Below are 25,805 nucleotides of genomic sequence, written 5' to 3' on the forward strand. Positions count from 1 at the left end.
CCGTGTCTCTGTGTTTAATTCCCTGCCGCTTGTCGGGGCAAGTTTGCTAGACTATTCCTTTATGAGCATGCGCCCGCACAAGCCCGAAGTCATGAGCCCTGCCGGTTACTGGCCACAGATGCAGGCGGCCATCGAAGCCGGGGCTGATGCCGTTTACTTCGGCCTCAAGCACTTCTCGGCGCGCGCCAAGGTCGGCTTCGCGCTCGCGGAGCTGGCTGAGGTGATGCGCGCCTTGCACCGGCGCGGCGTCAAAGGCTACGTCACCTTTAACACGCTGGTCTTCAATCACGAATTGCGAGACGCGGCGCAGACGCTCGCGGCAATTGCCGAAGCCGACGCCGACGCCATCATTGTGCAAGACGTTGGCATCGCCCGGCTGGCGCAGCAAATCGCGCCCGACCTCGAAGTCCACGGCAGCACGCAGATGAGCATCACCAGCGCCGAAGGCGTGCGGCTGGCCGAACAGTTGGGCATTCGGCGTATTGTGTTGGCGCGCGAGCTGGCGCTTGAAGAGATTCGCGCCATCCGCGCCGCGACGGCGTGCGAATTAGAAATGTTCGTTCACGGCGCGCTGTGCGTTTCGTATTCCGGCCAGTGCTTCTCGTCAGAAGCCTGGGGCGGGCGCAGCGCCAACCGTGGCCAATGCGCGCAAGCCTGCCGCCTGCCCTACGAGATGCTGGTTGATGACCAGCTGCGCCCGCTAGCCGATGCGCGTTACTTGCTCTCGCCCGGCGACCTTTACGCGCTACGCCAGATGCCGGAGATTGTCCGCCTGGGCGTTTCGGCTTTGAAGATCGAAGGCCGCTACAAAGATGCGGATTATGTAGCCCTGACCACACAGGCTTATCGTCGGGCAGTTGATGAGGCATGGGCCGAGCTGCCATTGAGCATCAGTCAGAAGGAAGAGTTGCAGCTTGAGCAGGTCTACTCGCGCGGTCTGGGACCTTACTTCATCACGGGGACGAATCATCAAACGGTGGTCAGCGGGCGCTCACCGCGCCATCGCGGCGTGCTGATGGGCCGCGTGACGCGGGTCTTGAACGACGGCGTTATCATCACGGCAGAGCCGGCGAGCCAGGCCGCGCCGCTCAAGGCTGGCGACGGCCTGGTCTTTGACGCCGCCAGTTGGCGCAGTCCCGAAGAACGCGAAGAAGGCGGCCGCCTTTACAGCTTGACGCGGACGCCGAGCGGTCAGTGGCAGCTTGAGTTCGGCAAAGGCGCGATCAACTTTGCGCGCATCCGCCAGGGCGATCTCCTGTGGCGCACGGATGATCCCGATCTCGACAAAGCAGCCCGCCCATTTACGCAAGCCGCCGCGCCGGTACATCGTCAGCCGGTGCGGGTGCGCGTCATCGCCCACGAAGGCGAGCCGCTCGCGGTCGAATTTGTTCTCGCCGAGCGGCCCGGCGTCACTACGCGTGTCGAATCGGACGAGCCGCTATCGGCGGCGCAGAATCGCGCGCTCACGGTTGAATCGCTGCGCGAGCAACTTGGGCGGCTCGGCAACACGCCGTACAAGCTGGTTGATCTGCAAGCCGATCTGCAAGGCCGCCCGTTCGCCCCTAGCTCGCTGCTCAATGATTTGCGCCGCCGCGCCGTCGAGATGTTGGTTGAGCGGCAGAGCCAGTCGCCATCCATGACCATCAACGATCCCATCGCCACGCTTGATGCGGCCCTGGCAAATGCGATTCAAGAGCCGGGGTCTGCCGAAACTGGAGAGCCGCAGTTGCACCTGCTCGTGCGCACGCCCGATCAGCTCGATGCGGCGATGGGGCTGCGGCCCGCGAGCATTACGCTCGATTATCTCGACCTCTATGGCTTGCGCCCGGCGGTCGAGCGTGTGCAGGCCGCCGGGTTGACCGCGCGTGTCGCCGGTCCGCGCGTGCTGAAGCCGGGTGAAGCGCGCATCATCGATTTTCTGCTCAAGCTCGATTGCGCCATCGTCGTGCGCCCTGCCGGTTTGCTCACCGCCTTGCAGGAGCAAACCCAACAGCCGCTGATCGGCGATTTCAGTTTGAACGCCGCAAACGGCCTGTCGGCTGATCTGTTCTTGCGGATGGGACTCGCGCGGCTGACGCCGACACATGACTTGAATGCGGCGCAGATTGCCGAGCTGGCGCGACAGGTCGGCCCACAGCGCATCGAAGCGGTGGCTTATCATCATCTGCCGGTGTTTTACACCGAGCATTGCGTCTTCTGTCGTTTTCTTTCTGAAGGCACGAGCTATAAGGACTGCGGCCAGCCATGCGAGAAACACCGGGTTGCATTGCGCGATGTGAATGGCCGGGCGCATCCGGTGACCGCCGATGTCGGCTGTCGCAATACGGTCTTTGGCGCGGAGGCGCAGGAGGCCAGCCGTCATCTCGATCAATGGCTGCGGGCGGGCATTCGCCACTTCCGCCTCGAATTTGTTCACGAGACGGCAGCGCAAGTGACCAGCGTTACAGAAGCCTTTCAGCAACGACTGGCGGGCGATTCATCGAGCAATGAATTGTACGAGCGATTGCGCCGGCTGGCACCGCAAGGGACGACTGAAGGCAGCCTCTTCATCGCCTCGAACTATCGCGCCTTGCCGTTGTTGCAATAGGTCACTGATTGAATGGCCGCTCTGTTTACTTGAGGCGCTTGAGCTTGGTGATGCGCCCGCTCGACAGCCATTCGGCGACATAGAGATTGCCTTCCGCATCCCAGCGCGGGCAATGCGGCGAGATGAACTGGCCGTCTTTCCATTGCTCGGCCGGCACAGGATTCTGGCCGCGCAGCTTCGGGTCTTCGTTGTCTCCAAGATGCGTAATCACTTTGTTATCCCTGCCGAGAATCGTCACGCGCCCCTGTAGATCGGCGACGACTATATCCATGCCGCGCTGATGAAAGTTGCTCGGCAGGCGCAGGTCTTCCGTCACCATCCCATCGGGCTTGCCATCGGGCGTAAAGAATTGCAAACGGTGATTGGCGCGGTCAGCAACCAGCACGCGCGTCCGTGGGTAGCGCGTGTCTACCCAGATGCCGTGCGGCTGTTTCAACTGCCCGACGCCGTTGCCTTCGCCGCCCCACGAGCGAATGTATTCGCCCCTGGCGTTGTATTGGTGCACGTAAGACTTGCCATAGCCGTCGGTCACATAGAAATCACCGCCAGGCGCAAAGGCGATGCCGGTCGGCTTGAACTCGTCGGCCTTCTGATAAACGCCCGATTCCTGCGGGTAGCCTTTCACCCAGACGACTTCGCCGTCGGGCGTGCACTTGGCAAACTCGTGGCGATTGAAGTGCGTCAGGTAGAGGTACTCCGTCTTGCCTTCGCGGTTCAGCGCCATGCCATGCGTGCCGTTGCGCCACTCTTTGCCCCAGCCTTTGATGAAGCGGCCATCCGAGTCAAAGATCATCACGGCGTTGTCGCTGTCGGTGTTCATCAGCACGCGCCGCTGCGAATCGATCACTACCGCGCCGTGGGTGTTGCCGAAGCGAACGCCCTCGGGCAGCTTCGCCCAATCCTTCACCCACTCGTAGCGGTGCGCGCCGCTGCCGAGAATAACCGGGGCGTCACTCGCTGTTTTGGTCGTGATGATCGCGGGGAACGTCCGCGCCACGCTGGCCGCTGCCATTGTTGCGCCGACGCCGGAAAGAAATGAACGGCGCGATACACGCTGAGGTTGATTCAACAAAGATGACGCCATCAGTTATCCTCCGAAATAGATTCACGCCAGAGCGGTTTCCGAATCGGTTTGCCGTGTAGCGCAATCTGATAGATTGCGCTAGTCACGGCGCAATCTATCAGATTGCGCTACTCCCGATTGCATACCGCTCTAAGCTAGAGCTTTGCGAACGACGTTGCCGCTCACATCGGTCAGACGGAATTCGCGCCCCTGAAACGAATAAGTCAGTTTTGTATGATCGATCCCCATCAGGTGCAGCACCGTGGCGTGCAAGTCGTGTACATCCACAGGGTCTTCGACGATGTTATAGCCGAACTCGTCAGTCTGCCCGACGGTCGCGCCGCGCTTGACGCCGGCGCCGGCAAGCCAGGCCGAGAAGGCGCGCGGGTGGTGATCGCGGCCCAGGAACTTCGACCCGGCGCGCTCTTCGTTCATCGGCGTGCGCCCGAACTCGCCGCCCCAGACGATCAGGGTGTCTTCCAGCAAACCGCGCTGCTTCAAGTCGGTAATCAAGGCGGCGGCGGCGCGGTCTGTCTCGCGACAAAGGCGCGGCAGCGAAGTCAGCAGGTCGTCGCCCTGCCCTGTGCCGTGATGATCCCAACCGCGATGGTATAGCTGCACGAAGCGCACGCCGCGCTCGATCAGCCGCCGCGCCAGCAGACAGTTATTCGCAAACGATGCCTTGCCCGGCTCTGTGCCGTAGAGGGCGTGAATGGCCGCCGGCTCTTTGCTGATGTCTGTCAGCTCAGGCACGCTCGACTGCATGCGGTAAGCCATCTCGTAGGCGGCGATGCGCGTGGCAATCTCCGGGTCGCGCACGTCGTCGAGGTGGTATTGATTCAAATCCTTCAGCGCGTCGAGCGACTCGCGTCGCGCGCCCGCATCCATTCCCGCGGGGTTCGAGACCGACAGCACAGGCTCGCCCTGACGGCGGAACTCGACGCCCTGATAGTAAGTCGGCAGAAAGCCGCTGCCCCAACAGCTCTTGCCGCCGTCGGGGTTGCTGACGCCCGACAGCAGCACGACGAAGCCGGGCAGGTCGCGGCTCTCGCTGCCGAGCCCATACGTCAACCACGCGCCCATGCTCGGACGCCCGACGATCTGATGGCCGCTGTTCATGAAGATCTGCGCCGGCGCGTGGTTGAACTGCGTCGTATGCAGCGAGCGAATGACCGCCAGCTCGTCGGCAACCCCTGTAAGGTGCGGCAGCAGGTCAGAGAGCTCAATACCCGACTGGCCGCGCTGCTTGAACGTGTAGGGCGAGCCGAGCAGGCGCGGCGCGCCTTTGATGAAGGCGAAACGCTCGCCCTTGATGAACGATTCGGGAATCTTTTCGCCGCTCAACTCGGCGAGCTTCGGCTTGTGGTCAAAGAGGTCGAGTTGTGACGGCGCGCCGGCCATAAACAGGTAGATGACGCGCCTGGCCTTCGCCGGGAAATGTGGCGGGCGCGGCGCGAAAGGATCATCGCCGCGGCCAGCCGGCGCGGCAAACAGGCCGTCGTTCATCAACGAGGCCAGCGCCATCGTGCCGATGCCGAATCCCGCCTGCTTGAAAAAATGCCGGCGCGTAATGGTCTTGAGCTGCTCGCTTTCTGTCATCTGCATCACTCTTTCGTCAACGTCTCGTCGAGGTTCAATAAAACATTCGCGACGACCGTCAGCGTCGCCATCTCGGCAGCGTGCCGATCATCGAGTTTTGTCGCGTCGTCTTTGAGCAGCGCCCGCGCCGCCTGCGCGTCGGCGGTGAAACGCGCCAGTTGCTTTTCGTAAAGCGCGACGAGCCGCTCGACTTCACGCGTCGCCGGGCGGCGCGACGTGCAGAGGCGAAAGCCGTAAGCCAGCCGCGCCGCCGGATCGCCTGCCGCCTCCGTGTTCATTCGCTTTGCCAGCGCCCGCGCCATCTCGACGAAGGCTTCATCGTTGAGCGTCGTCAGTGCCTGCAATGGCGTGTTGGTGCGCGGGCGGCGTACCGTGCATTGCTCGCGGCTCGGCGCATCGAACGCCGTCAGCATCGGGTAAGGCGAGGTGCGGCGGATGAAGGTGTAGAGGCCGCGACGGTAGCGATCTTCGCCGCCGCTCGTTTGCCAGCGGTCGGCATTGTAAGGAATGTTCCAGATGCCTTCGGGCTGAACCGGGAAGACGCTCGGCCCGCCGACCTTGCGGCTCAATAAGCCGGACGCCGCGAGCATCACGTCGCGCACCATCTCGGCTTCCATGCGAAAGCGCGGGCCGCGCGCCAGCAGCTTGTTGTACGGGTCGCGCTCAAGCAACTCGGGCGGCACGCGCGACGATTGCCGATAGGTGGCCGAAGTTACAATCAGCCGGTGCAGCGACTTCATGCTCCAACGCTCGCCCCAGCCGCCGTGCATAAAGCGCAGCGCCAGCCAGTCGAGCAGCTCCGGGTGGGTCGGCGACTGCCCTTGCTTGCCGAAATCTTCGCTGGTTTCGACCAGGCCGCGCCCGAAGAACACTTCCCAGAAGCGATTGACCGCAACACGCGCTGCCAGCGGGTTGGCTTCGCTTACGAGCCAGCGCGCCAGTCCCAGGCGGTTCGGCATCTGGTCGGGCGCAAGCGGCGGCAGGAAGGCCGGCACATCGGCATAGACGCGCTCACCTTTGTTGAGATAGCCGCCGCGAACATGAAAATCAGTGGCCGGGCGCTCGAACGAGGCGCGCTCGCGCATCACTTCGGCGCTCGCAATCTTCAAAGCGCCGAGCGCCGCCTGCGCCTCGTTCAACTGCTGGCGCGTCGTCTTCAAAGATGGCGCGATGCCGACGAAATAGTCGCGCAGCGCTGCTTGTTGCTCGGCTTTCCGCTGCTCTGCCGGTATGCGCAATAGCGGGCGCAGCCGCGCGCCGATCCGCGTGATCGTCTCCGGCGGCCTGGCCGCCGTCACCGACAGGCGCAAGTGGCCGAGCGACTGGCGATTCACCTGATTATCCTGACGCAGGCGAATCTCGATTCGCGTGTCTTCGGCTACCGCAAGCGGCGATTTAAAGACGAAGACGGCCTGGCGCGGCAGCCGTGTCTCGTCATTCGTCTGATCAATCGTCCAGCCGCTCGCCGGGCTCTTGAGCAGGCCGCGCACGTCGCCATCATCGGCGAACGCTTCGCTGATCAGGGCGCGTTGCCGGGCCTCGGGATTCGCCGCCGGATAAACTTCGACTTCGATGCCGTGCAGCGCAAAGATGCCATAAGGGTCGCGGCCCGGCCCGCCGCGCGGCAGGCTGGCATCGGGCAGCGCTTCGAGCCGGATGGCGGTGACGCCTGTGAGGTCGAGCTTGCCGGAGATCGTGTAAGTTTCGCTACCCGGATTGCCGCCCGTCGCGAGCAGCGAATGATCGGCAAGCTCGTGGAGTTGCGCGCCCGCTGATGACGACGCATTGACCAATTCAAGCGGCTTCCAGTCAGCGGCGGCGCTGACGATGGCGCGCTCCCAGTCCGCCTGCTCGCGTTCGCTTTCGGGCGTCGGCGTTTTCAACTTCGCTTCGAGCGCCGCAATCTCTTTCAATAACTGCTCGCGCCGCGCCGCTTGCTCGGCGGTCGGCAGCAACAGCGCAGGCTCTTTCACCGAGCGCTCCGAGCCGCTGCCCTGCACCTGATATTCGCTGTTATCAAAGAAGGCGAGGAAGCGGTAATAGTCCTTCTGCGTGAACGGGTCATACTTGTGATTGTGACACTGCGCGCAGCCGAGCGTGCTGCCGAGCCAGACGGTCGCGGTCGTGTTGACGCGGTCAATCAATGTCTCCCAGCGGGCCTCTTCCGGATCAATGCCGCCTTCCTGATTCAGCAGCGTGTTGCGGTGAAATCCGGTGGCGATGCGCTGCGCCTCTGTGGCGTCAGGCAGCATGTCACCGGCCAATTGCTCGACGGTGAAGCGGTCGAACGGCATGTCGCGGTTCAGCGCATCGATCACCCAATCGCGATACTTCCACATCGTGCGCCGCTGGTCTTTCTCATAGCCGTTGGTGTCTGCATAGCGCGCCAGATCGAGCCACGGTCGCGCCCATCGCTCGCCATAATGTGGCGACGCCAGCAGCCGGTCAATCACTTTGTCATAAGCGTCAGGGCTTCGGTCGGCGACGAACGCTTCGACCTCTTCGACCGAAGGCGGCAGCCCCGTCAGATCGAGGTAGGCGCGGCGAATCAAGCTCTCTTTTGTGGCTTCCGGCGCAGGCTGCAAGCCTTCGCGTTCGAGCCGCGCCAGAACGAAGTAATCAATGGCATTGCGCGGCCACGCCGTATTTTTGACAGAAGGGAGCGGCGGGCGAGCGGGTTTGATGTAAGCCCAGTGCCGGCCGGCGGGCGTGGCCACTGGCTGCCTTGCTTCGTCCTTCGCTTGCGGGTCGCGCCCGCCGGGTTGCGAGAGCGCCGCCACGCCGGCGCTCGCCAGCAGCGCGACGCAAACCAGCGATTTCAGCAACCGCCCGCGATAGTTGATGGGTGATCGGAGACTCGCTTTCGGCATCATATCTACCCTCTTATGCAACGGCGCGCGACAATCGCCAGCGGTCGAGCGCGACGGCGATAACAATGATAATGCCGATGATGATCTCTTGCACGTAATTGGCCCAGCCCATCTGCTGACAGCCGTTGCGCAGGAAAGCCATGACCAGCGCGCCGACCATCGAGCCGAGAATGCTGCCTTCGCCGCCGCTCAGGCTGCCGCCGCCGATGACGACCGCCGCGATCACATCCAGCTCGGTGCCGGCGGCGACAGTCGGATCGCCTTGACGCAGGCGCGACATCTGCATCACCCCGGCCAGCCCGAATAACAAGCCGGCGAGCCCGTATATCCAGACTTTCAGCTTATCGGTCGCGATGCCGCAGGCGCGCGCCGCCGCTTCGTTCGAGCCGATGGCAAAGACTCGCCGCCCGAAGATTGTATTGCGCAAGACAACCGCCGCCACAACTGCCAGGGCAACCGTCAGCCAAATGCCGGGCGCAAGCAACAGCCAGGGCGGATCGGGAAAGGTTACCAGCAAGCCATTCACCCAGGTATCGGGCACGTTGACCGTCTGCTGGCCCGCCAGCCATTTCGCCATGCCGCGCGCAATGCCGAGCATGCCGAGCGTCGCGATGAACGGCACGACTTTCAATCGCGTGATGGCCAGCCCGTTGACAATGCCGATCAACCCGCCCACAGCCACGCCGGCAACGACCGCAAGCAGCGGCGCGCGGCCCGCGCTCAGGTTGATGGCGGTCACGACGCCCGTGAGCGCGATCACTGAGCCGACCGACAGGTCAATGCCGCCGCTGATAATCAGCATCGTCATCCCGATAGCGCCGATGGCGACAATCACCGTCTGCGCCAGCACAATGCGCAGGTTGAAGGGCGAGAGAAAGCGTTCCGGCGCATCCATCAAAACCACGAAGATGAGGATCACTACCGCGAGGCCGACGAAAGGGCCGAGGCGCGCGAACCATCGCCGCCACCAGCCCGTGGCTTGCGCCGTCGTTGTCTGTTTCGCTTCCGCAGTCATATCGATGTAGCGCAAGCTGTTAGCTTGCGCATTGCCTCGCGCAAGCTAACAGCTTGCGCTACAGACCTGCCACTAACTATCGCCAGCTTCGCCGATGGCGATTTTCATGACCGATTCCGGCGTCCATTCATCAATCGGGCGCGCCGCCGAGAGCCTGCCGCGACTCATCACCGCCAGCCGATCCGCGAGGCCGAATAGCTCGGGCAGATAAGAGCTGACCATTAATATCGCTTTGCCGGCGTCGGCCAGCCGCGCGATGTTCTCATAGATTTGCGCCTTGCTGCCAATGTCTATGCCGCGCGTCGGCTCGTCCAGCAACAACACCTCGGCGTCTTGATGCAGGAGGCGAGCGACGGCGACCTTCTGCTGATTGCCGCCCGATAGCGTGCGCGCCGGCTGCTGCGGCGCTCGCGCTTTGATCTTGAGCTGAGCGATCAAGCCGGCGACCTGTTGCTTCTGGCGCGACAGGTCAAGCCATCCCCACCGGCGGGCGCACGCCCGCATGCGCGTCATCGTCGTGTTGTCGGCGACCGACAGGGCCAGCGCCAGCCCTTCACCCTTGCGGTCTTCGCTCAAATAACCGAGGCCGCGACGCAAGCGCGCCGTCGCCGCGCTGCGCAAGGCTACGGGTTGCTGCTTGATTGCCAACGTGCCTGAGCCGAGCGCATCCAGGCCGTAGAGGGCGCGCACCAACTCGCTGCGGCCCGATCCCATCAAGCCGGCGATGCCAAAGATTTCACCGCGTCGCAGCTCGAAGCTCGCGGACTTTAATCCGGGCGGCGCGCTCAGGTCGCGGGCTTCGAGAATCACTTCGCCGGCCTTGTGGTGATGGCGCTCGGCGAACAATTGCTCAATCGTGCGCCCGACCATCTGCGCGATCAAGGCGTCGTTGGTGACGCCGGCCATCTCGCCCGCCGCCACACTACGCCCGTCGCGCAAGACCGTGAAGCGGTCGGCAACCAGCCGCACCTCTTCAAGAAAGTGCGAGATGTAGATGATCGCCGTGCCCGACGCTTTCAGGCGGTTGATTAGCGTGAACAGCCGCTCGACGTCTTCACGTTGCAGGCTGCTGGTCGGCTCGTCCATCAAGATGATGCGGGCGCGGGCCGCCATGGCGCGGCAGATTTCGACCACCTGGCGAGCCGGCGGCGAAAGCTCGGCGGCCAGGCGATCAGGGCGAATCTCAGGGTGATGAAACGATTCGAGAACTTCGAGCGCTTGCCGCCGCGCGCCTTGCCAATCGAACCAGCCGAAGCGTGCGCGCTCCGCGCCAAGCAAGATGTTTTCAGCAACCGACAGGTGCGGGCACAACGACAGCTCTTGATGAATCAAGGCGATGCCGCGCGCCCGCGCTTCGACCGGCGAGGCCGGCGCGTAAGTCTGCCCATCAAGCATCATCTCGCCGGCATCCTTGCGCAAAGCGCCCGACAGAATATTCATCAGCGTTGACTTGCCGGCACCGTTCTCGCCGATCAATGCCAGCACTTCGCCTTGATCGAGCGACAGGCTGACGCCGTCGAGCGCCACCGTCGGCCCGAATCGCTTGGCGATGTCGCGCAGCTCAAGTAGAGGCATAGCTGCTGTCAGTTCAGATAATCGTTGATCGGCGGCTTGAGCAGAGCCTGTGATTGCGCCGTGTTCAGGTTTTCGGGCGTGATCATCTCGACGCCCGTGTCAACGACCTTCTCGACCGGCTTGCCTTGCAACTGCTCGACCATCGTGCGGACGCCGAGATAGCCCATATGAAACGGGTTTTGCACGACGATGCCGTGCAGTTGCTTGGCATTCATGGCATTGACGAAGGCGTCGCTCGAATCGAAGCCGACGAACATGACCTTGCCCGCCTTATTGATGTCCTGAAGCGCCAGCAGCATCCCCGCGGTTGACGACTCGTTCGGCGTGAAGATGCCTTGCAGCTCGTCGCCAAATCGGTTGAGCAGATTCTCGGAAGCGCGCTTGGCGGTGTCGCGCGTCGCGCCGGCATATTGATCCGACGAGATTAGCGTGATGCCGGGATACTTGGCCTTCATCTCTTCGAGAAAGCCGGCCTCGCGCTCTTCGGTGCTAGCCGAGCCTTCTTGATAACGCAGCAGCAGCGCCTTGCCACGGCCGCCCATCAATTCGCCCAGCCGGTCGGCCGCCAGCCGCCCGCCCTTGCGGTTATCAGTGGCGACAAAGCTGACGATGTTGTTCGACTGTAACCCCGAATCGATGATCACCGTCGGCAAGCCGGCGCGTTGCGCTTCTTCGACAGGCCGCACCAGGGCGCGGCTATCGAGCGGCGCCAGCACCAGCCCGTTGACGCCCTGCGAGATGAAGCCTTCGACCACTTGAATCTGCTGCTCGCGGTCGTCCTCGCGCAGCGGTCCCTTCCAGATCACTTCGACTTCGGTGCCCTGCCCCGATAGCTCGCGCGCCGCTTTGATGGCGCCGGCGTGAATGCTCTTCCAGAACTCATGGGTCGTGCCTTTGGGGATGACGGCGATGGTCAGCTTCTTACCGGCTCTGTGTGACTTGAAATGGCCGCAGCCCGCGCCAGCCAGCACCAACAGGGCGATCCATACCACGGCGATCTTTTTCAGCATAGCTTTCCTTACCACAGCGGATTGCAATCGGGAGTAGCGCAATCTGTTAGATTGCGCTACATGGAAATCCCGAAGCTCATTTCAGGCAGATGCCGCCGTCCACGGGAATGACGACGCCATTGACGTAAGCGCCGGCGCGCGACGCCAGATAGATGGCCGCGCCGGCCATGTCGGCCGGCTCGCCGATGCGACCGAGCGGGCAGGCCGCCTCGAATTCCTTGCGATGCTGTTCGAGCAGCCACCTGGTCATCTGGCTTGGGAATGGGCCGGGAGCGATGGCGTTGACGCTGATGCCGCGCTCGCCCAGCTTGACCGCCAGCACCCGCGTCAGGTGATGCACCGCCGCCTTGCTCGGACCATAGGCGTAGTTTTCGACGAACGGCACTTTGATGCCGTCAATCGAGCCGATGTTGATGACGCGCGCAGGGTCGCCGGGCCGCGCCGCCCGTTCGAGCAGCGGCAGCAGATGCTGTGTGAGAAAGAAGACGCCTTTGACGTTGGTGTCCATCACCTTGTCCCAGCCCTCTTCGGGATACTCGTCAAGCGCCGCGCCCCATGCCGCGCCGGCGTTGTTAACCAGAATGTGCAGCGATGATTCGCGCGCCGCCAGCTCGTCGGCCAGATGCTTGCAGCCTTCGGTGGTTGAAAGATCGGCGGGCAATGAACTGCATTCGCCGATTTCGGAAAGCTGCGCCGCCACCGCGTCACACACTTCTTTCTTGCGCGACGAGATATAAACTTTGGCGCCGGCTTCCACGTAGCCACGGGCGATCATCAAGCCGATGCCGCGCGAGCCGCCGGTGACCAGCGCAACTTTGCCTTTGATAGAAAACAGCTCCCCAACGCTGAATGCCTGTGTGTCTTGACTCATCGGTTATCTCCCAGGTCGAAGTGCAATGAGGGTACTCGAATTGAGTAGCACAGCGCAACTTGGAGGCAAGCCCCTCGCGAGAATTTATGCGCTATGGATTGCGCCGGCAAAATCCTTTATGCTTTAACAAACCCGAAAGCATGTAAAGGATGAGCCATGTCCAAAATCACAGAGCTAAACGTCAATGGGTCGAGGCTCAAGGTCAACGCGGATTCTGACCGGAGTCTGTTGAGCGTCCTGCGTGACGACCTCGACCTGACCGGCAGCAAGTACGGCTGCGGCGAAGGACAATGCGGCGCTTGCACGGTGCTGATCGGCGGCGTGCCGACGCGCTCTTGTATCACCCAGGTGGGCGCGGCGGCGGGCAAGCCGATCACCACCATTGAGGGCCTGGAAAGCAACGGGCGGCTGCACCCGCTGCAACAGGCGTTTCTCGACCTTGACGCCTTGCAGTGCGGCTATTGCACGTCGGGCATGATCATGTCGGGCGTCGCCTTGCTCGGTAAGAACCAGAGCCCGGGCGAAGAAGAGATTGCCCGCTTTATGGAAGGCAACGTCTGCCGGTGCGGCACCTACCCGCGCATCGTCGCCGCCATCACCAGGGCCGCGCGGCAGATGAAGGGAGGCGCGAGATGAGCAACGAGCTTAAATCACCCGATGTCATCGAAATCTCAATCGAGCCGGAACGCTTCGAATTATTCGCCGCGCCGACTTACCGCTTCAACGTCGCCCGCCGCGAATTCTTCAAGCTGTTCGGCGGCGGCGTGGCCATCGTCTTCACGCTGAAAGGCGCTCTGGGTCAAGAGGGCGGCGCGCGCCAGGCGGGCGAATCGGGCCGCCGCGGCCCCAACGCCTCGCAGCCCAAAGCAATCGGCGGCTGGCTGCACATCGGCGAAGACGGCGCGGTGACGGTCTTCACCGGCAAGGTCGAAGTCGGCCAGGACATCCGCACGTCGCTTGCGCAGGCGGTCGCCGAAGAGCTGCGCGTGCCGATGGCTTCGATTAAGTTGGTGATGGGCGATACAGACCTCACGCCTTATGACATGGGCACGTTCGGCAGCCGCACGACGCCGACGATGGCCCCGCAGCTCCGCGCGGCGGCGGCGGCGGCACGCGAGCTGTTGCTTGACCTCGCCGCCGAGCAGATGAAAGCCGACCGTAGCGCGCTCGTCGCTGACGGTGGCAACATCTCGAACCTCAAAACAAAACAGTCGTTGAGCTATGGCCAGTTGGCGCACGGTCAGAAGCTCATGAAGCAAATCTCGGACGACGTGCCGACGACGCCCGCAGACAAGTGGAAGGTCGCCGGCCAATCCGCGCACAAAGTTGATGGCCGCGACTTCGTGACCGGCAAGCACAAATACACTTCCGACATGAAACGACCGGGCATGCTGTACGGCAAAATCGTGCGCCCCTCGGCTTTCAATGCCACGCTGGTTTCTGCCGATAGCAAAGCCGCCGAGGCGCTGGCTGGCGTTACCGTCGTGAAGGACGGCAACTTCATCGGCGTCGCCGCAACGGATGCGGCGATGGCCGCGCAGGCGGTTAAGCTAATCAAAGCCGAATGGAAATCTGCCGATCAACCGTCGAGCCGCGAGTTGTTCGATTACCTGAAAGCTCACAAGACCGAGGCGCAAGGCAATGAAGGCAACTCTGCCACTGTGCGCGGCTCGATAGCCGACGGATTGGCAGCGGCAGATAAGCGGCTGCAACAGACGTACACGGTGGCCTACATCGCGCACGCGCCGCTAGAGCCGCGCGCCGCCGTCGCTGAGTGGCAGGACGGCAAGCTCACCGTGTGGACAGGAACGCAGCGGCCCTTCGGCGTGCGTACGGAGCTGGCCGAAGCCTTCCGCATTCCCGAAGAGCGCGTGCGCGTCATCGTCCCCGACACCGGATCAGGCTATGGCGGCAAGCACACGGGCGATGCGGCGCTTGAAGCGGCGCGGCTGGCCAAAGCCGCCGGCAAGCCTGTGAAGCTGGTATGGTCGCGCGAAGAAGAGTTCACCTGGGCTTACTTCCGCCCCGCGGGCGTCATCGACATCAGCAGCGGCGTGCGCCATGACGGGACGGTGACCGCCTGGGAGTATCACAACATCAACTCCGGCCCGTCGGGCATTCAGCACAAGTACGACTTTGCGAATCAGAAGATCGCCTTTCACCCGGCGCAATCGCCCTTGCGCCAGGGGTCTTATCGCGGGCTTGCGGCGACGGCGAATCACTTTGCCCGCGAGACACACATGGATGAGATGGCCGGCAGCCTGAAGATCGACCCGCTCGAATTCCGCCTGAAGAACATCAAAGACGAGCGCCAGCGCGCCGTCTTGCAGGCCGCCGCCACTGCCTTCGGCTGGGGCAAGGCAAAAGGCTCGCCCGATCACGGCGTCGGCCTCAGTTGCGGGTTCGAGAAAGGCGGCTACGTCGCCACCTGCGCCGAAGTCGCCGTGGATCGGCAGACACACAAGGTGAAGCTGGTGCGCGTCGTCGAAGCCTTTGAGTGCGGCGCAATCGTCAACCCCGATCATCTGAAGAACCAGATCGAAGGCGCGATTGTGATGGCCATCGGCGGCGCGCTGTTCGAGGCCATCGAATTCGAGCAGGGTAAGATTACCAATCCGCGCTTCTCGCGTTACCGCGTGCCGCGCTTCAGCGACCTGCCGAAGATTGACGTGGTGCTGGTTGACCGCAAAGACCTGCCCTCGGCGGGCGCGGGCGAGACGCCGATTGTCGGCCTGGCGCCGGCGGTCGGCAACGCGATCTTCGATGCCACCGGCCAGCGCCTGCGCTCACTGCCATTGGCGCTTAACGGGCAATCAGGATGACGCGGGGTTGATGAGCCGCTTCCGTCGTTTCGGGGAGCCTGGGAATATCCGGCGCGGCGTCGGGGATTATACAACCGTCAACTCTAATCAGGAGGTCGGTCAATGACTCTGACGAAAGCGCAACGCATCATTAGCTGGGTGTTACAGATCGCCGTGGCGGTCATTCTGTTTCAAACCCTGTTCTTCAAATTCACAGGCGCGGAAGAATCGAAATACATCTTCACGACCGTCGGCGCCGAGCCGTGGGGCCGCATCGCTTCGGGCGTCCTTGAGCTGATCGCCGTCATTCTGCTGCTCATTCCTTCGACGGTCACGCTCGGGGCGCTGCTGGCGCTGGCCGCCGCTAGCGGCGCGATCATGAGCCACCTGACCAAGCTCGGCATTGTCGTGCGCGGCGACGGCGGATTGTTGTTCGCGCTGGCGGTAACGGTCTTCATCAGCAGCGTGATTATTCTGCTGCTGCGCCGCGCCGAGATTCCGGTGGTCGGCAAAATGTGGTTCAGCCGCCGGGCATAAGGTCGCGAAGGAAGACGAAAAACTTTGTGCCCGCTTTGTGTCTTTGTGGCAATCCTCTTGTCGAAGCCGTTCAACGCTTCTCGATTCCCCCTTGCGCCGCGAGTATCTCCCTGAGATCGCGCGGGACGTGCTTGAGCCAGTAAGCCAGCAGCTCGGGCCGCGTTTGCGTCGCCGACAGGATCGCGTCGATCTCTTCGGGTGAGAAGTAATCGCGCTGTTTCTCGCCGAGGCTTCGGGCAGGGATGTGGCGATAGAGCCACTGGCGATAGGCTTTGAGGCCCGCGCCATAGCCGCGCTTGATGGCCTGTAAATCCGCCCACCTTTCAAAGCTCGCGGTGAAGCCTTTGCCGGCGAGCCGCACGAGCCCGAGCAGCTCAAGCCGATTTCGCCGACTGTAGTACAGGACGTGCGCCAGCTCGTGCGCGATGATGGCGCGCACCGCGGCATCGGGCGCTTCGCGAGTGAAAACGTCGGGATTGGCGAAGATCAGGTAGCGCATCTTTCTGCCGGTCAAAAACTGCGGCAAGGCGAAGCGGGCGCGAAAGTAATCTGATTCGCTTTTGAAGTGCCGCACTTGAACGTCTGTGCCGCGCAGCTCAGGGTAAGCCGCGGCCCGAATTTCATTGACCAGCCGCTCGGTGCGCTGTTTTGCCGTTTGCGCATCAACCTGTTGAGCCGCTAAATCCGCAGGCGACCCGTTAGAGGCGGCGCGGGAATGGGCCGCAAGACCGTGAGCGGCAGATGTTTCAGTCAAACAGGCTAGTATGCATAACGAGGCGACGACGAGAAGGCCGAGCCACCTCGCAGACAGGGCTACAGGCGGTTGCATCGGTTCAGGCATTCGCTCAAGTCAGATGGTGCCGGGCGCTCTCTTTATATTCGGCGAGCAATCCGATCAGCGCGCGCAACGTAGTCGGCTGAACGCCGCGCCGGCGATTTTCGCCGCCGATCTCGAACGCCAGCCGCCACTGCTCGAACAGCACACGGTATGCGGCAAAGAGACTGTTGCGCGGGTCGTAGATGTGAGTCGCTTCCGAGGTCACGCCGTTCAGCTCGATGACTTTGAAGCCATGCCCCTGCATAAACTGCTCCACAGATGGCGCGCGCACGTCGAAGCGCCCAAAGTAAAATCCCTCGAAGCCACGACTGATCTCGTCCACGGCGCGCTCTAGCTCGGCGGTCTTCGCCCAGCCGCCGTCCAGAAAAATCGCGCCCCGGCAGTGCGTCCCCAGCTCGACCAGTTGCACAGCTTCGCCGGCAGCGGGCCTATCGGCCAGACGCTCGCGCTGTTTATCGAGATAGAATCGCGCCATGCAGACGGCGCGCGGGTCTTGCAGGATGAGGCGTTCGAGCGTGCAGAGGCCATCGCCGGTGACCACCGGGAAGCGTTTTTCAGTGATCGAGAAGATGCGCCCTTTCGCTTCATTCGGGTAGCGATAATAGAAAACGCCGAACTCCACGCCCGGCACGTACTCTTGAATGATCGTCGCCACCGTTGAGCCCTTGAGATAGGCCGCAAGCTCCGCTTCTGTCCTGACCACCGCCACGCCTGAACCGCGCTGGCCGGCGTCGGGCTTCAGCACGACGGGAAAGCTCAACCCTTGCCCGGCCATGAAAGACCGGCCCCGCGCGATGCGCTCTTCGGCATCAAGCGTCGCCTCGATCAATGTGGCGCAAGCCACAAAGTCCGCCGAGGCGGAAAGCTGCCTGAGAATGTCAATCTTCGACTCGCCGACGAAGCCGCCGGCAATGATCCCCGGATTGGCGGCGGTAAAGAGCGTCAGGCTGCGGTGCTTCAACGCCAGAAAGGCGACGTAGACGATCACCGGAACATAGAAAACCCAGGCGGGCCAGAACTCCCAGCGCCGCAGGCGGTGCCACCGGCCAAGCAACAAGCGCCGCCCCTTGTAGCTCGACAAACTGACGACGAGCTTGGCGGCGATGAAAACGATCAACGCCGCTGCCAGCACTCTAATAAAGGCCCCCTGCCCCTGCACTAGCGCAGACCGGATCACTTCGCCGCCCAGCACCTTTGACAGGCCGACCAGCAACGGTGCCCAGACCACGCCGGCGAGCGAAAAATACAAGGCGAACCACCAGAAGCTGGTGTCGAGCAGGCCGGCGGCAAAATAAGTCGGCAGCCGCGCGCCCGGCACGAAGCGGCTGGCGAAGATCACCATCAGCCCGCGACTCGAAAACCAGGCAGAGCTGCGCTCGACCTCCTCGGCGCGAATGAACCATTTCAGCGGCGCGCGCTGCAACACGGGCCGGCCCAGCCAGCGGCCAGCGACAAACAGCAGGAGGTCGCCGACGAAGATGCCGAAAAAGCAGGCAAAGGCGCCGGCCAGAAAATCGATCCGCCCCTGCGCCACCAGAAGACCCGCGCCGATGCACGTCAGGTCTTCGCTGATCAGCGTCGAAGCCGCCAGTAGAAGGATTAAGACCGCGCTCGACATTCCCTGCTGATTGATCGTCGGCCCAAAAGGCAAGCTCGCCTGCACATCGCGCGCGACATCAGCGGCAGCCATCGCAGCCGTGCTGTACAGCAAGAAGAGAGCGTACGCGCACGCCAGAAGCGCGAGCCGCGCCAGCAACTTAATTCGCTGCCTTCGCGCGCTGATGTGGCCTTTGATTATGGGATGGCGGCGGTACATTCTTGCTCTCCGTTGACGACCGGAATGAACTCCCGCTGGACGGCGGCGTGCAGTTGGCGGGCCAGGGCCTTGCGGTCGGTGGCGCGGATCGGCTCTCGACCAAAGCGGAGCGTCGCGTGGACTTCGCGCAGTTGCAAGAGTCCCCAGAGGTGGCCGGGAAAAGTCCGCTTCCCCCACCAGCACACCGACAGGTGCGCCGGCACGTCGCCCGCCGGCACGCGGTAACTGAGCGCCGCATAAGAGACCCCGAAACTGGCCCTGGAAGCCAATTCCAGCAAGCCGGGCTTAAAAGGCAGGATGGTCGCGCCTGCCGTACTGGTGCCTTCGGGAAAGATCACGACGCCGCTGCCTTCGGCCAGCGCCCTCTCAACCTGACCGCCGACGCGGACAATGTCGCGGCGCTTGCTTCTATCGATGAAGATCGTCCCGACGCCGCGACACAGCCAGCCGACCATCGGCACCGCGGCAAGGTCATGGCGGGCGACGAAGCGGCAATCCGCCTGCGAAGCGATGACAAAGATGTCTGTGTAGCTCAGGTGATTGGCGACCAGAAAGAATGGCGGGCGCGGCGGCACGCCATCGGTCTTAATCTTTACGTTGAGCAGCCATGCCGCGGCCTTCGACCACCGACGAAAAATCAAGCCGCGCCACCTGAGCCGCAACCTGCGGAAGGCGAACAATAGCGCCATGCCGACCATCAGAGCAGCGAATAGCCCACCGGTCACCAAGCCCAAGCTCAAGCCTCGTATTGCCGCGCGCAGACGACTCATCAATCTCCCGCTTCATGCTCTGAAAAAGAGATGGCGCCACGGCTCGCCCATCTCTTCCATGTCGAACAGCACCAGGAAGTCTATCGTCTTAAACAGGCGATCAATCGCCGGCGGGCCACAGACCCGCGCGCCAAACCGGAGATAGATTCTGAACAGCTTCGGAATATGAACTTCGGCTGCCGGGTCGCCGCCTGCCTCATTCGCCGCGCACTCAAACCCGGCGCGCGGCAGCACGCGCAACCGCGGATGCAGGCAGCCATCAGCTTGAACGGTTTTGAAAACGCGCTGGCCCTCGCGCTCGTCCTGGCTGGTCAGCGAGCAACAGCCGAACAGGTAACGCTTGCGGCTGGCGGCGACGTAAGCGGCCAGCCCCCTCCACAACAGGAATAGCACCTGCGTGTTGCGGTGCGAGCGGGCGACGCAGGCGCGGCCCAGCTCGACGGCGTCCGCCAGCACCTCTGCCGTCAGCCCCGATAGATCGAATTCGCCCGCCGAGTAGAACCCTCTGGCGGCGGCCATCTCGGCGGCCTGACAACGATAGGTGCCGACGACCTGGCGCTTCTCATTATCGATGACGATGAGGTGATGACAGGACTCGTCGAACTCGTCCACGTCGCGGCCCGTCGCGAACGAGGCGGCAAGCCCCTCGCCCATCTCAAGGTTGAAGATCTCGAACCGCAGCCGCAACGCCGCGTCAATCTCCTCGCGGGTGCGCGCAAAGCGCACGACGTAACGGCCCTCGACAATCTCAATAGCCGGGATGCTGGCGGGCTCGGCCGAGAGGCGCTCGGCCTTCACGGCGGCAGGGCCTTCCGCCAACACCTCGACCACGTCTGATCCGTTGATCACTGTTCGCATTGTGTTTCCTGAGCAGGTGATCACCCGACAGCTCGGAATGCTTCCCAGCCTTGCCATCAATCTTCAGCAGATTACAACGAAGAAGCGCCTTGCACAATCTATATCGCCGGGCAGGTGATGATTATTCCAGGCGGCGGACAGGCCGGGTTGATTGGGCGCCGCTACTCTGCCCGCGAAGGCTCGCGCTTGGCCGGCGCTTCGCCCGACTTCATCCGTTCATAAAGCGCGTAAAATTTTTCGCCAGGGGTTTGGCCCGCCTCGTCGCGCGATAACTCAGGCCGGATGCGATTGACGAAATACATCTCGATCTCGCCCTTGTGCTTTGCCGCAACCGCGCCGCGGTATTCGCAGTCAAAGAACTCTTTCACCCGTTCGTAGGTCGCTTTCGAAATATTGACGCGCCCGGCGACGCCCGACGACTCTAACCGGCTGGCGGTGTTCACGGTGTCGCCCCAGACGTCATAGGCAAACTTCTGCTGCCCGATGACGCCCGCCACCAGCCGCCCCGAATGAATGCCGAGACGCAGTTGCCAGTAATCGCCGTCAGCCGCCATCCGCGTTTCGCGCAGCTTCGCCATGAAGCGGGTGATTTCGAGCGCCGCCAGCACACAATCAACCGCGTGCGTGTGGTTCGCTTGCGGAATGCCGCCGACTGCCATGTAGGCGTCGCCGATGGTTTTGATTTTTTCGAGGCGGTGACGGCTGGCGATCTCATCAAATTGACGAAAGCAGGTGTCCAGTTCTTCGATCAGCTCGTGCGGCGTCAGGCTTTCGGCAATCTGCGTGAAACCGACAAAGTCTGTGAACAAGACCGAGGCACAATCATAATCGAGCGGCTGCACGCGGTCGTTTTGCTGCAATTCTCTGGCGACGCTTTCGGGAAGGATGTTCAGCAACAAAGTGTCGGTCTTTTTGCGCTCCTGGTTGAGATTTTTGGCGAGGAGCATGACCAGCACGCCTGTAAAGACCTGCACGAAGAGCAGGCTGACGAGGATATCAACCAGCCGTTCATTCGGGCTCGCAGGGGCGGCTACCCATTCGGGATAGCGCCGCTCAATCAGCAGCAGGGCGGCGGTGGCCAGCGTGAAGAGCAGCATCGCGAGCCCGGTCGTCAGCCGGCGGCGCGACAGCACGACGGCGATCACCAGCGCCGGGATGAAATAGTAATGGGCGCCGCCCATCGAGCCGGCGTTGCGCAGCGCGTTAAGAAATAAGAAGGCGGCGATCAACAACACAAAGGGCCAGTAGAGCGCGCGATAATGATGACGAAATCTGGAGACGTAGTAGAAGACCAGGAACAGCAGGCCGGTTCCGAGCGTCAGCAACAACAAGAAAGTGTAGTTGCGACGATCCACGATAAAGAGCGCGCCGCCGATGTTGGTGATGCCATTGAGCAGGCTGATGGTGTTGAACAGGCGGTGTTCCAGTGAGTAGAAGCGCGGGTCGCCGGCGACCGCCGAGAAGAGCCGGTCGAGGGGTCCCTGCCTGCGTTGAAACATGCTGTCGCGTTGCATCTGCTTGTGGCCAACTGCCGCTCAACCGGCTCGCCTGAGAGGCGAGCGCGATGCTGTACTCTACCCATATCTCGGACGCCTGTACAGATCATCCCGAATGGCGGGTGCCGCGCCGCCTTGCAGATTCGTCGCGCCCGCCTGCAAACTCTTCCTATATGCGACGACTCCTATTGATGGCGATGATGGCGGCGCTCTTGCGGGCGAACGCGCCGGCCTTCACCGCCGGCGTTCCACCCATTGCTTCACGGCGACCCGACGCCGTTGTGATGCTCGAAGATGAGCGCGGCCTGGTGGCGCTCGACCAGACATTGCGCGAGCTGGCGAATCCATTCTCGGCGATGTTCGTCGCCGCCGCCCCCGACGACGTAGACGAAGGCGCACTCGCCTTTTTGCGGCGACAACGCGGCGCGCGTGTCGTCATCGTCTTCGCGACGCGTGGCGAAGGCGGCGATAGCCCTTTTGTCGCTGACCGCGGCAACGCGCTCGGCATGCGTCGCACGCGCGAAGCCTTGCAATTGGCACGCGCCGTTGGCGCCGACGCGTTCTTTCTGAACCTCGCCGATTTCGGGCCGAGCGCATCGGCCAGCGAAACCCTGCGCGCCTGGGGCCGCGACAACGCGCTCGCCCGATTGGTGCGCGCCATCCGTTTGACGCGGCCCGACGTAATGCTGACGAACGCCGGCGGGCAATCCGCCGATGGCCGGCAACAGGCGGTGGCGCGCCTTGCCACGGACGCCTTCGATGCCGCAGCGAACGCGAAGATGGCTCCCGAAGCCGGTTCTGAGGTCTGGCAGGCGCGGCGGCTCTTCCGGCGAAGCAGCGAAGACGACGCCAGCGTCACCCTGAATCTGGCAGAAATGAACGGGGCGCGTGGGCGCTCTTACGCCGCGCTTGGATTGATCGCGCATCAACAGCTCGTTTCTTACGGCGGGCATCAAGACCGGCTGACGCCCGACCGCTTAACCAGCACCTACAAGCTGGCACTCGCCACTGACGACCCGCCAACGTCGCCGGGCGATCTGCTTAACGGTCTTCCCTTGCCCGACAAAGTGCGCACAGGGGTCGCACCGCCGCGCGTCGGCGATCTGCCTTTGCTCGAATCTATCGGCCAACGCGACCGCCTTGTCGCCGCCTTGAGCGAGCGGCTGTTAGAAAAACGGGTTGAAGGCGACGAAGCGGCGCAGCGCGAGCGTTATGGCGCAGAGTTCTTCCGCGTCCTCCGCTTCACACAGACGCTGGAACGCGCGCTGGCGCTGGCGCTCGGCGTGTCGCTCGACGTCAGCGCCACCGACGCGGTCGTCGTTCCCGGAGAGAAGCTGACGATTCATGCAACCTTCAACAACGGCAGCAGCCAACCACTGGCCATCGCTTTTCATGCGCCGGAGCAGTTGGGCTTTGCCGGCGCCAATGTGACGCTGGCGACGACCGAACCGACGCAGGTTGTGGCCGGCGGCGCGCTGACACACGAGTTCACTTACGACACCAAAGGCGCGCCCCTGAGCCTGCCGCGCGAGGCGCACCTGTTCGACGAAGAGTATTACCCGCTGGGCACGACGCTGCCCGGCGCACTGCCCGGCGAGCCGTTCGGCCATCGCCTGTTGGTGACGGCGGAAGTCGCCGTCGCTCAGGTGACGATCCCGATTGCGGCGCTGGCGCGTTTCGATGTCGCGCCGCTGGTCGAGATTGCCACCGTGCCGTTTGCGCTGATCAAGGACTGGGAGACGCCGCGCGAGGTCGAGTTGCCTGTGCGTTTGCGCAATCGCACGCCGGGGGCGCTCGCAGGCGCGCTATGGATTGTGCCGCTGGCCGTGAGTGACGAAGCTTACGAACCGCTGCGCGTGGCGTTCGCCCGCGAAGACGAAGAGGTGAATGTCCGTCTGCGGCTGCGGCTGCCGCTGCTCAAGCCGCCGCTCGCGCCCGACCTCCTGCTCGAATTCCGCCGCGACAAACCGGCACCGCCCGAATCGCTCGGCGCGGCGAAGATTGCCGTGAAGCCGATCAATTTTGCGGTGGCCGAATCGTTGCGCGTCGGCATCCTGAGCGGCCCCGACCGCTCGCTTGCATCGGCGCTCGATCAACTCGGCGTCGCGTACGAAGAAATCGCCGCAGAGCGCGTGGGCCGCATGGCGCACGGCAATCCGTCTGACAAAAACCTGGCGTCGGGCTGCGACGAGCTTAAGCGGCTCGACACGATCATCGTCGATCATTTCGCCTACGCGGCGCGGCCCGAGCTGGTCGGCCTGAATGATTGTCTGTTGCGTTATGCGCGGGCGGGCGGCAACCTCGTCGTCCTCGCACAGCAGGCGGGTGATTTCAATCTATTGCGCGCGCCGTTTGCGCCGTTCACGCTGACGCTCTCTGAAGATCGGCTGACGGCAGAGCGCGCGCCGGTACAGCTGCTCGACAGCGCGCACCCGCTGCTTACGAAACCGAACGTGATTGCGGCGGGAGATTTCGAGGGCTGGGTGACGGAGCGTGCGGCCTTTGTGCCACGCGCCTGGGCGACCGATTACGCGCCGCTGCTTGAGGCCGCTGATCCGGGCGGAGAGGCCAGTCGCGGCACGTTGCTGGTGTCGCGAACCGGCGAAGGCTGGTTCGTCTTTACGACCTTGAGCCTCAATCGTCAGTGGCGAGCCGGGGTGCCTGGCGCCTATCGGCTGCTGGCAAACCTCGTCAGCCTGCCAAAGGTCGGCAAGCCCCAGTGAAGGCAAAAGGCAAAAGGCAAAAATGAAGGAGCCGGAATAATCAATAGCCTCAAGCTATCTATTTAATCCCCTGCCGACCTTTTGCCTTTTACCTTTTGCCTTTTGCCTTTTGCCTTCCTGACCGCAGGTCGGCGTCAGCTCAGCTCGATGTTGCGGGAGATGCGGCGCAGCAGCAGCGGCTGGTCGTAGAGCGCGATCAGGCCACGCGCCACCGACTGGCGCGGGCTTTCGGCGACGGCGACGTGCAGGCGGGTGGCGCGGGTGATGCGCTCGTCCAGGCCGGCCAGCAACGCAAGGCCGCCGGTCAGCACCATGCCTGTGTCGTGGACATCGCCGGCGACCTCCGGCGGAATGCGTTCGAGGACGTTGCGGACGACTTCGACCATCTGCTTGATGACCGGCTCGATGGCTTGATGGACTTCGGCGGATGAAACCTCGATGACCTCGGGGCCGCCCTCGCTGAGGCTCTGGCCTTTGACGACGCTCTTGTGGTCTTCGACGGGATCGGTCGCCGACCCCAGAACCATCTTCAAGCGCTCGGCGGTGCGCTCGCCGATCAGCACGTGGTGGTGTTGGCGAACGTGGCTGGCGATGGCGCGATCCATGTCGAGGCCGCCGATGCGCAGGGTCTCGGATTCGACGATGCCCGCCTTGGCGATCACCGCAATCGAAGTCGTCGCGCCACCGATGTCAACTACCATCGACGCGTTCATCTCGGCGACCGGCAACTTGGCGCCGAGCGCGGCAGCCAGCCCCTTTTCGACCAAGTAAACGCGGCTGGCGCCGACCGCTTCGACGACCTGATGGATGGCGAAGCGTTCGACCGAGGTGATGCCCGAAGGCACGCTCTGGATGATGCGCCGCGAAAAACGCGCCCGCCCGCCGCGCGCCTTGCGCACGAACTTCTTGAGCATCTCCTGCGCCAGGTCGGAATCGGCGACGACGCCCGACTGCATCGGGTAAGCGATCTCGACATCTTCCGGCGAGCGGCCCAGCATTTCCAGCGCCTCGGTGCCGACGGCGATCACCTGATTGGTGACGCGATCAATGGCGACCAGCGACGGCTCGTTAACCACCATGCCGCGCCCGCGCCCATAAATAAACGTGTGGACGGTGCCCAGATCAACCGCCAAATCTTCCGTAAATAGATTACCTAATGAGATATTCATTACACTTAACCCAACGATTCGGTCGAAGTTGCTGTGTGATAATAGCAAGGCGCGTGATAAACGCAAAGACAAACTTCAAGGCCTTTGCCGCGTCACGGCCGGGCGCAGAAAATGGCGACAAAAAAGCCGGGCAAGCAGCGCGCCCGCCCGGCCATGTGGCGCAAGCTGACAGCTTGCGCGAGCCCGTGCGCAAGCTGACAGCTTGCG

The 25,805-nt window shown here is 63.0% G+C and carries 18 protein-coding genes; 5 read left to right on the plus strand and 13 right to left on the minus strand.

Annotated elements, in window-relative coordinates; all coding sequences use genetic code 11:
- Window positions 1-61 precede the first annotated feature (61 nt).
- Complete coding sequence (locus VJ464_15170; GenBank protein ID HKQ06474.1) at window positions 62-2,587, plus strand: DUF3656 domain-containing protein; 2,526 nt, start codon at window positions 62-64, stop codon at window positions 2,585-2,587.
- 25 nt (window positions 2,588-2,612) lie between these two features.
- Here VJ464_15170 and VJ464_15175 read toward each other — a convergent pair whose 3' ends face one another.
- From VJ464_15175 to VJ464_15205, 7 genes are all read right to left on the minus strand, one after another.
- On the minus strand, window positions 2,613-3,599 hold the full coding sequence (locus tag VJ464_15175; protein ID HKQ06475.1) for a hypothetical protein: 987 nt from the start codon (window positions 3,597-3,599) through the stop codon (window positions 2,613-2,615).
- Between the two features lie 201 nt (window positions 3,600-3,800).
- Window positions 3,801-5,249 carry a DUF1501 domain-containing protein gene (locus VJ464_15180; protein ID HKQ06476.1) on the minus strand — a complete coding sequence of 483 codons (1,449 nt, stop codon included), beginning with the start codon at window positions 5,247-5,249 and terminating at the stop codon, window positions 3,801-3,803.
- A gap of 5 nt (window positions 5,250-5,254) precedes the next feature.
- A complete protein-coding gene (locus tag VJ464_15185; GenBank protein HKQ06477.1) occupies window positions 5,255-8,122 on the minus strand; it encodes a DUF1549 and DUF1553 domain-containing protein in 2,868 nt (955 codons plus the stop codon).
- A 10-nt stretch (window positions 8,123-8,132) separates the two neighbouring features.
- A complete protein-coding gene (locus tag VJ464_15190) occupies window positions 8,133-9,134 on the minus strand; it encodes an ABC transporter permease (protein HKQ06478.1) in 1,002 nt (333 codons plus the stop codon).
- Window positions 9,135-9,206: 72 nt separating this feature from the next.
- Window positions 9,207-10,709: a sugar ABC transporter ATP-binding protein gene (locus VJ464_15195; GenBank protein HKQ06479.1), complete on the minus strand. Its 1,503-nt coding sequence runs from the start codon at window positions 10,707-10,709 to the stop codon at window positions 9,207-9,209.
- An 8-nt stretch (window positions 10,710-10,717) separates the two neighbouring features.
- Window positions 10,718-11,719 (minus strand): substrate-binding domain-containing protein, encoded by a 1,002-nt coding sequence (locus VJ464_15200; GenBank protein ID HKQ06480.1) that lies wholly within the window; start codon window positions 11,717-11,719, stop codon window positions 10,718-10,720.
- Window positions 11,720-11,795: 76 nt separating this feature from the next.
- On the minus strand, window positions 11,796-12,590 hold the full coding sequence (locus tag VJ464_15205) for an SDR family oxidoreductase (GenBank protein ID HKQ06481.1): 795 nt from the start codon (window positions 12,588-12,590) through the stop codon (window positions 11,796-11,798).
- A gap of 156 nt (window positions 12,591-12,746) precedes the next feature.
- On the opposite strand from VJ464_15205, the gene VJ464_15210 reads away from it, so the two are divergent.
- From VJ464_15210 to VJ464_15220, 3 genes are all read left to right on the plus strand, one after another.
- The gene (locus VJ464_15210; protein ID HKQ06482.1) at window positions 12,747-13,226 is read left to right on the plus strand and encodes a (2Fe-2S)-binding protein; all 480 of its coding nucleotides are present in this window, start codon (window positions 12,747-12,749) and stop codon (window positions 13,224-13,226) included.
- The gene (locus VJ464_15215; GenBank protein HKQ06483.1) at window positions 13,223-15,412 is read left to right on the plus strand and encodes a molybdopterin cofactor-binding domain-containing protein; all 2,190 of its coding nucleotides are present in this window, start codon (window positions 13,223-13,225) and stop codon (window positions 15,410-15,412) included. The genes VJ464_15210 and VJ464_15215 overlap by 4 nt, the downstream gene beginning before the upstream one ends.
- A 102-nt stretch (window positions 15,413-15,514) precedes the next feature.
- On the plus strand, window positions 15,515-15,928 hold the full coding sequence (locus VJ464_15220; GenBank protein ID HKQ06484.1) for a DoxX family protein: 414 nt from the start codon (window positions 15,515-15,517) through the stop codon (window positions 15,926-15,928).
- A gap of 70 nt (window positions 15,929-15,998) precedes the next feature.
- On the opposite strand, the gene VJ464_15225 is transcribed toward VJ464_15220, so the two are convergent.
- The 5 genes from VJ464_15225 to VJ464_15245 all read right to left on the minus strand — a co-directional run bounded on the left by VJ464_15225 (window position 15,999) and on the right by VJ464_15245 (window position 21,709).
- Window positions 15,999-16,682, minus strand: coding sequence for a hypothetical protein (locus VJ464_15225; GenBank protein ID HKQ06485.1), 684 nt, complete (start codon window positions 16,680-16,682; stop codon window positions 15,999-16,001).
- A 91-nt stretch (window positions 16,683-16,773) separates the two neighbouring features.
- A complete protein-coding gene (locus tag VJ464_15230) occupies window positions 16,774-18,582 on the minus strand; it encodes a VTT domain-containing protein (GenBank protein ID HKQ06486.1) in 1,809 nt (602 codons plus the stop codon).
- Complete coding sequence (locus tag VJ464_15235) at window positions 18,561-19,352, minus strand: lysophospholipid acyltransferase family protein (protein ID HKQ06487.1); 792 nt, start codon at window positions 19,350-19,352, stop codon at window positions 18,561-18,563. The genes VJ464_15230 and VJ464_15235 overlap by 22 nt, the downstream gene beginning before the upstream one ends.
- 12 nt (window positions 19,353-19,364) lie before the next feature.
- Complete coding sequence (locus VJ464_15240) at window positions 19,365-20,210, minus strand: GNAT family N-acyltransferase (protein ID HKQ06488.1); 846 nt, start codon at window positions 20,208-20,210, stop codon at window positions 19,365-19,367.
- A gap of 161 nt (window positions 20,211-20,371) precedes the next feature.
- The gene (locus VJ464_15245; protein HKQ06489.1) at window positions 20,372-21,709 is read right to left on the minus strand and encodes an adenylate/guanylate cyclase domain-containing protein; all 1,338 of its coding nucleotides are present in this window, start codon (window positions 21,707-21,709) and stop codon (window positions 20,372-20,374) included.
- A gap of 170 nt (window positions 21,710-21,879) precedes the next feature.
- On the opposite strand from VJ464_15245, the gene VJ464_15250 reads away from it, so the two are divergent.
- Window positions 21,880-24,429 (plus strand): PIG-L family deacetylase, encoded by a 2,550-nt coding sequence (locus VJ464_15250; GenBank protein HKQ06490.1) that lies wholly within the window; start codon window positions 21,880-21,882, stop codon window positions 24,427-24,429.
- Between the two features lie 134 nt (window positions 24,430-24,563).
- Here the strand turns inward: VJ464_15250 and VJ464_15255 are convergent, their stop codons facing one another.
- Window positions 24,564-25,598, minus strand: a complete 1,035-nt coding sequence (locus VJ464_15255; protein HKQ06491.1) for a rod shape-determining protein — start codon at window positions 25,596-25,598, stop codon at window positions 24,564-24,566.
- Between the last annotated feature and the right edge of the window lie 207 nt (window positions 25,599-25,805).

The organism is Blastocatellia bacterium (assembly GCA_035275065.1).
In the GTDB taxonomy this organism is placed as follows: domain Bacteria; phylum Acidobacteriota; class Blastocatellia; order UBA7656; family UBA7656; genus DATENM01.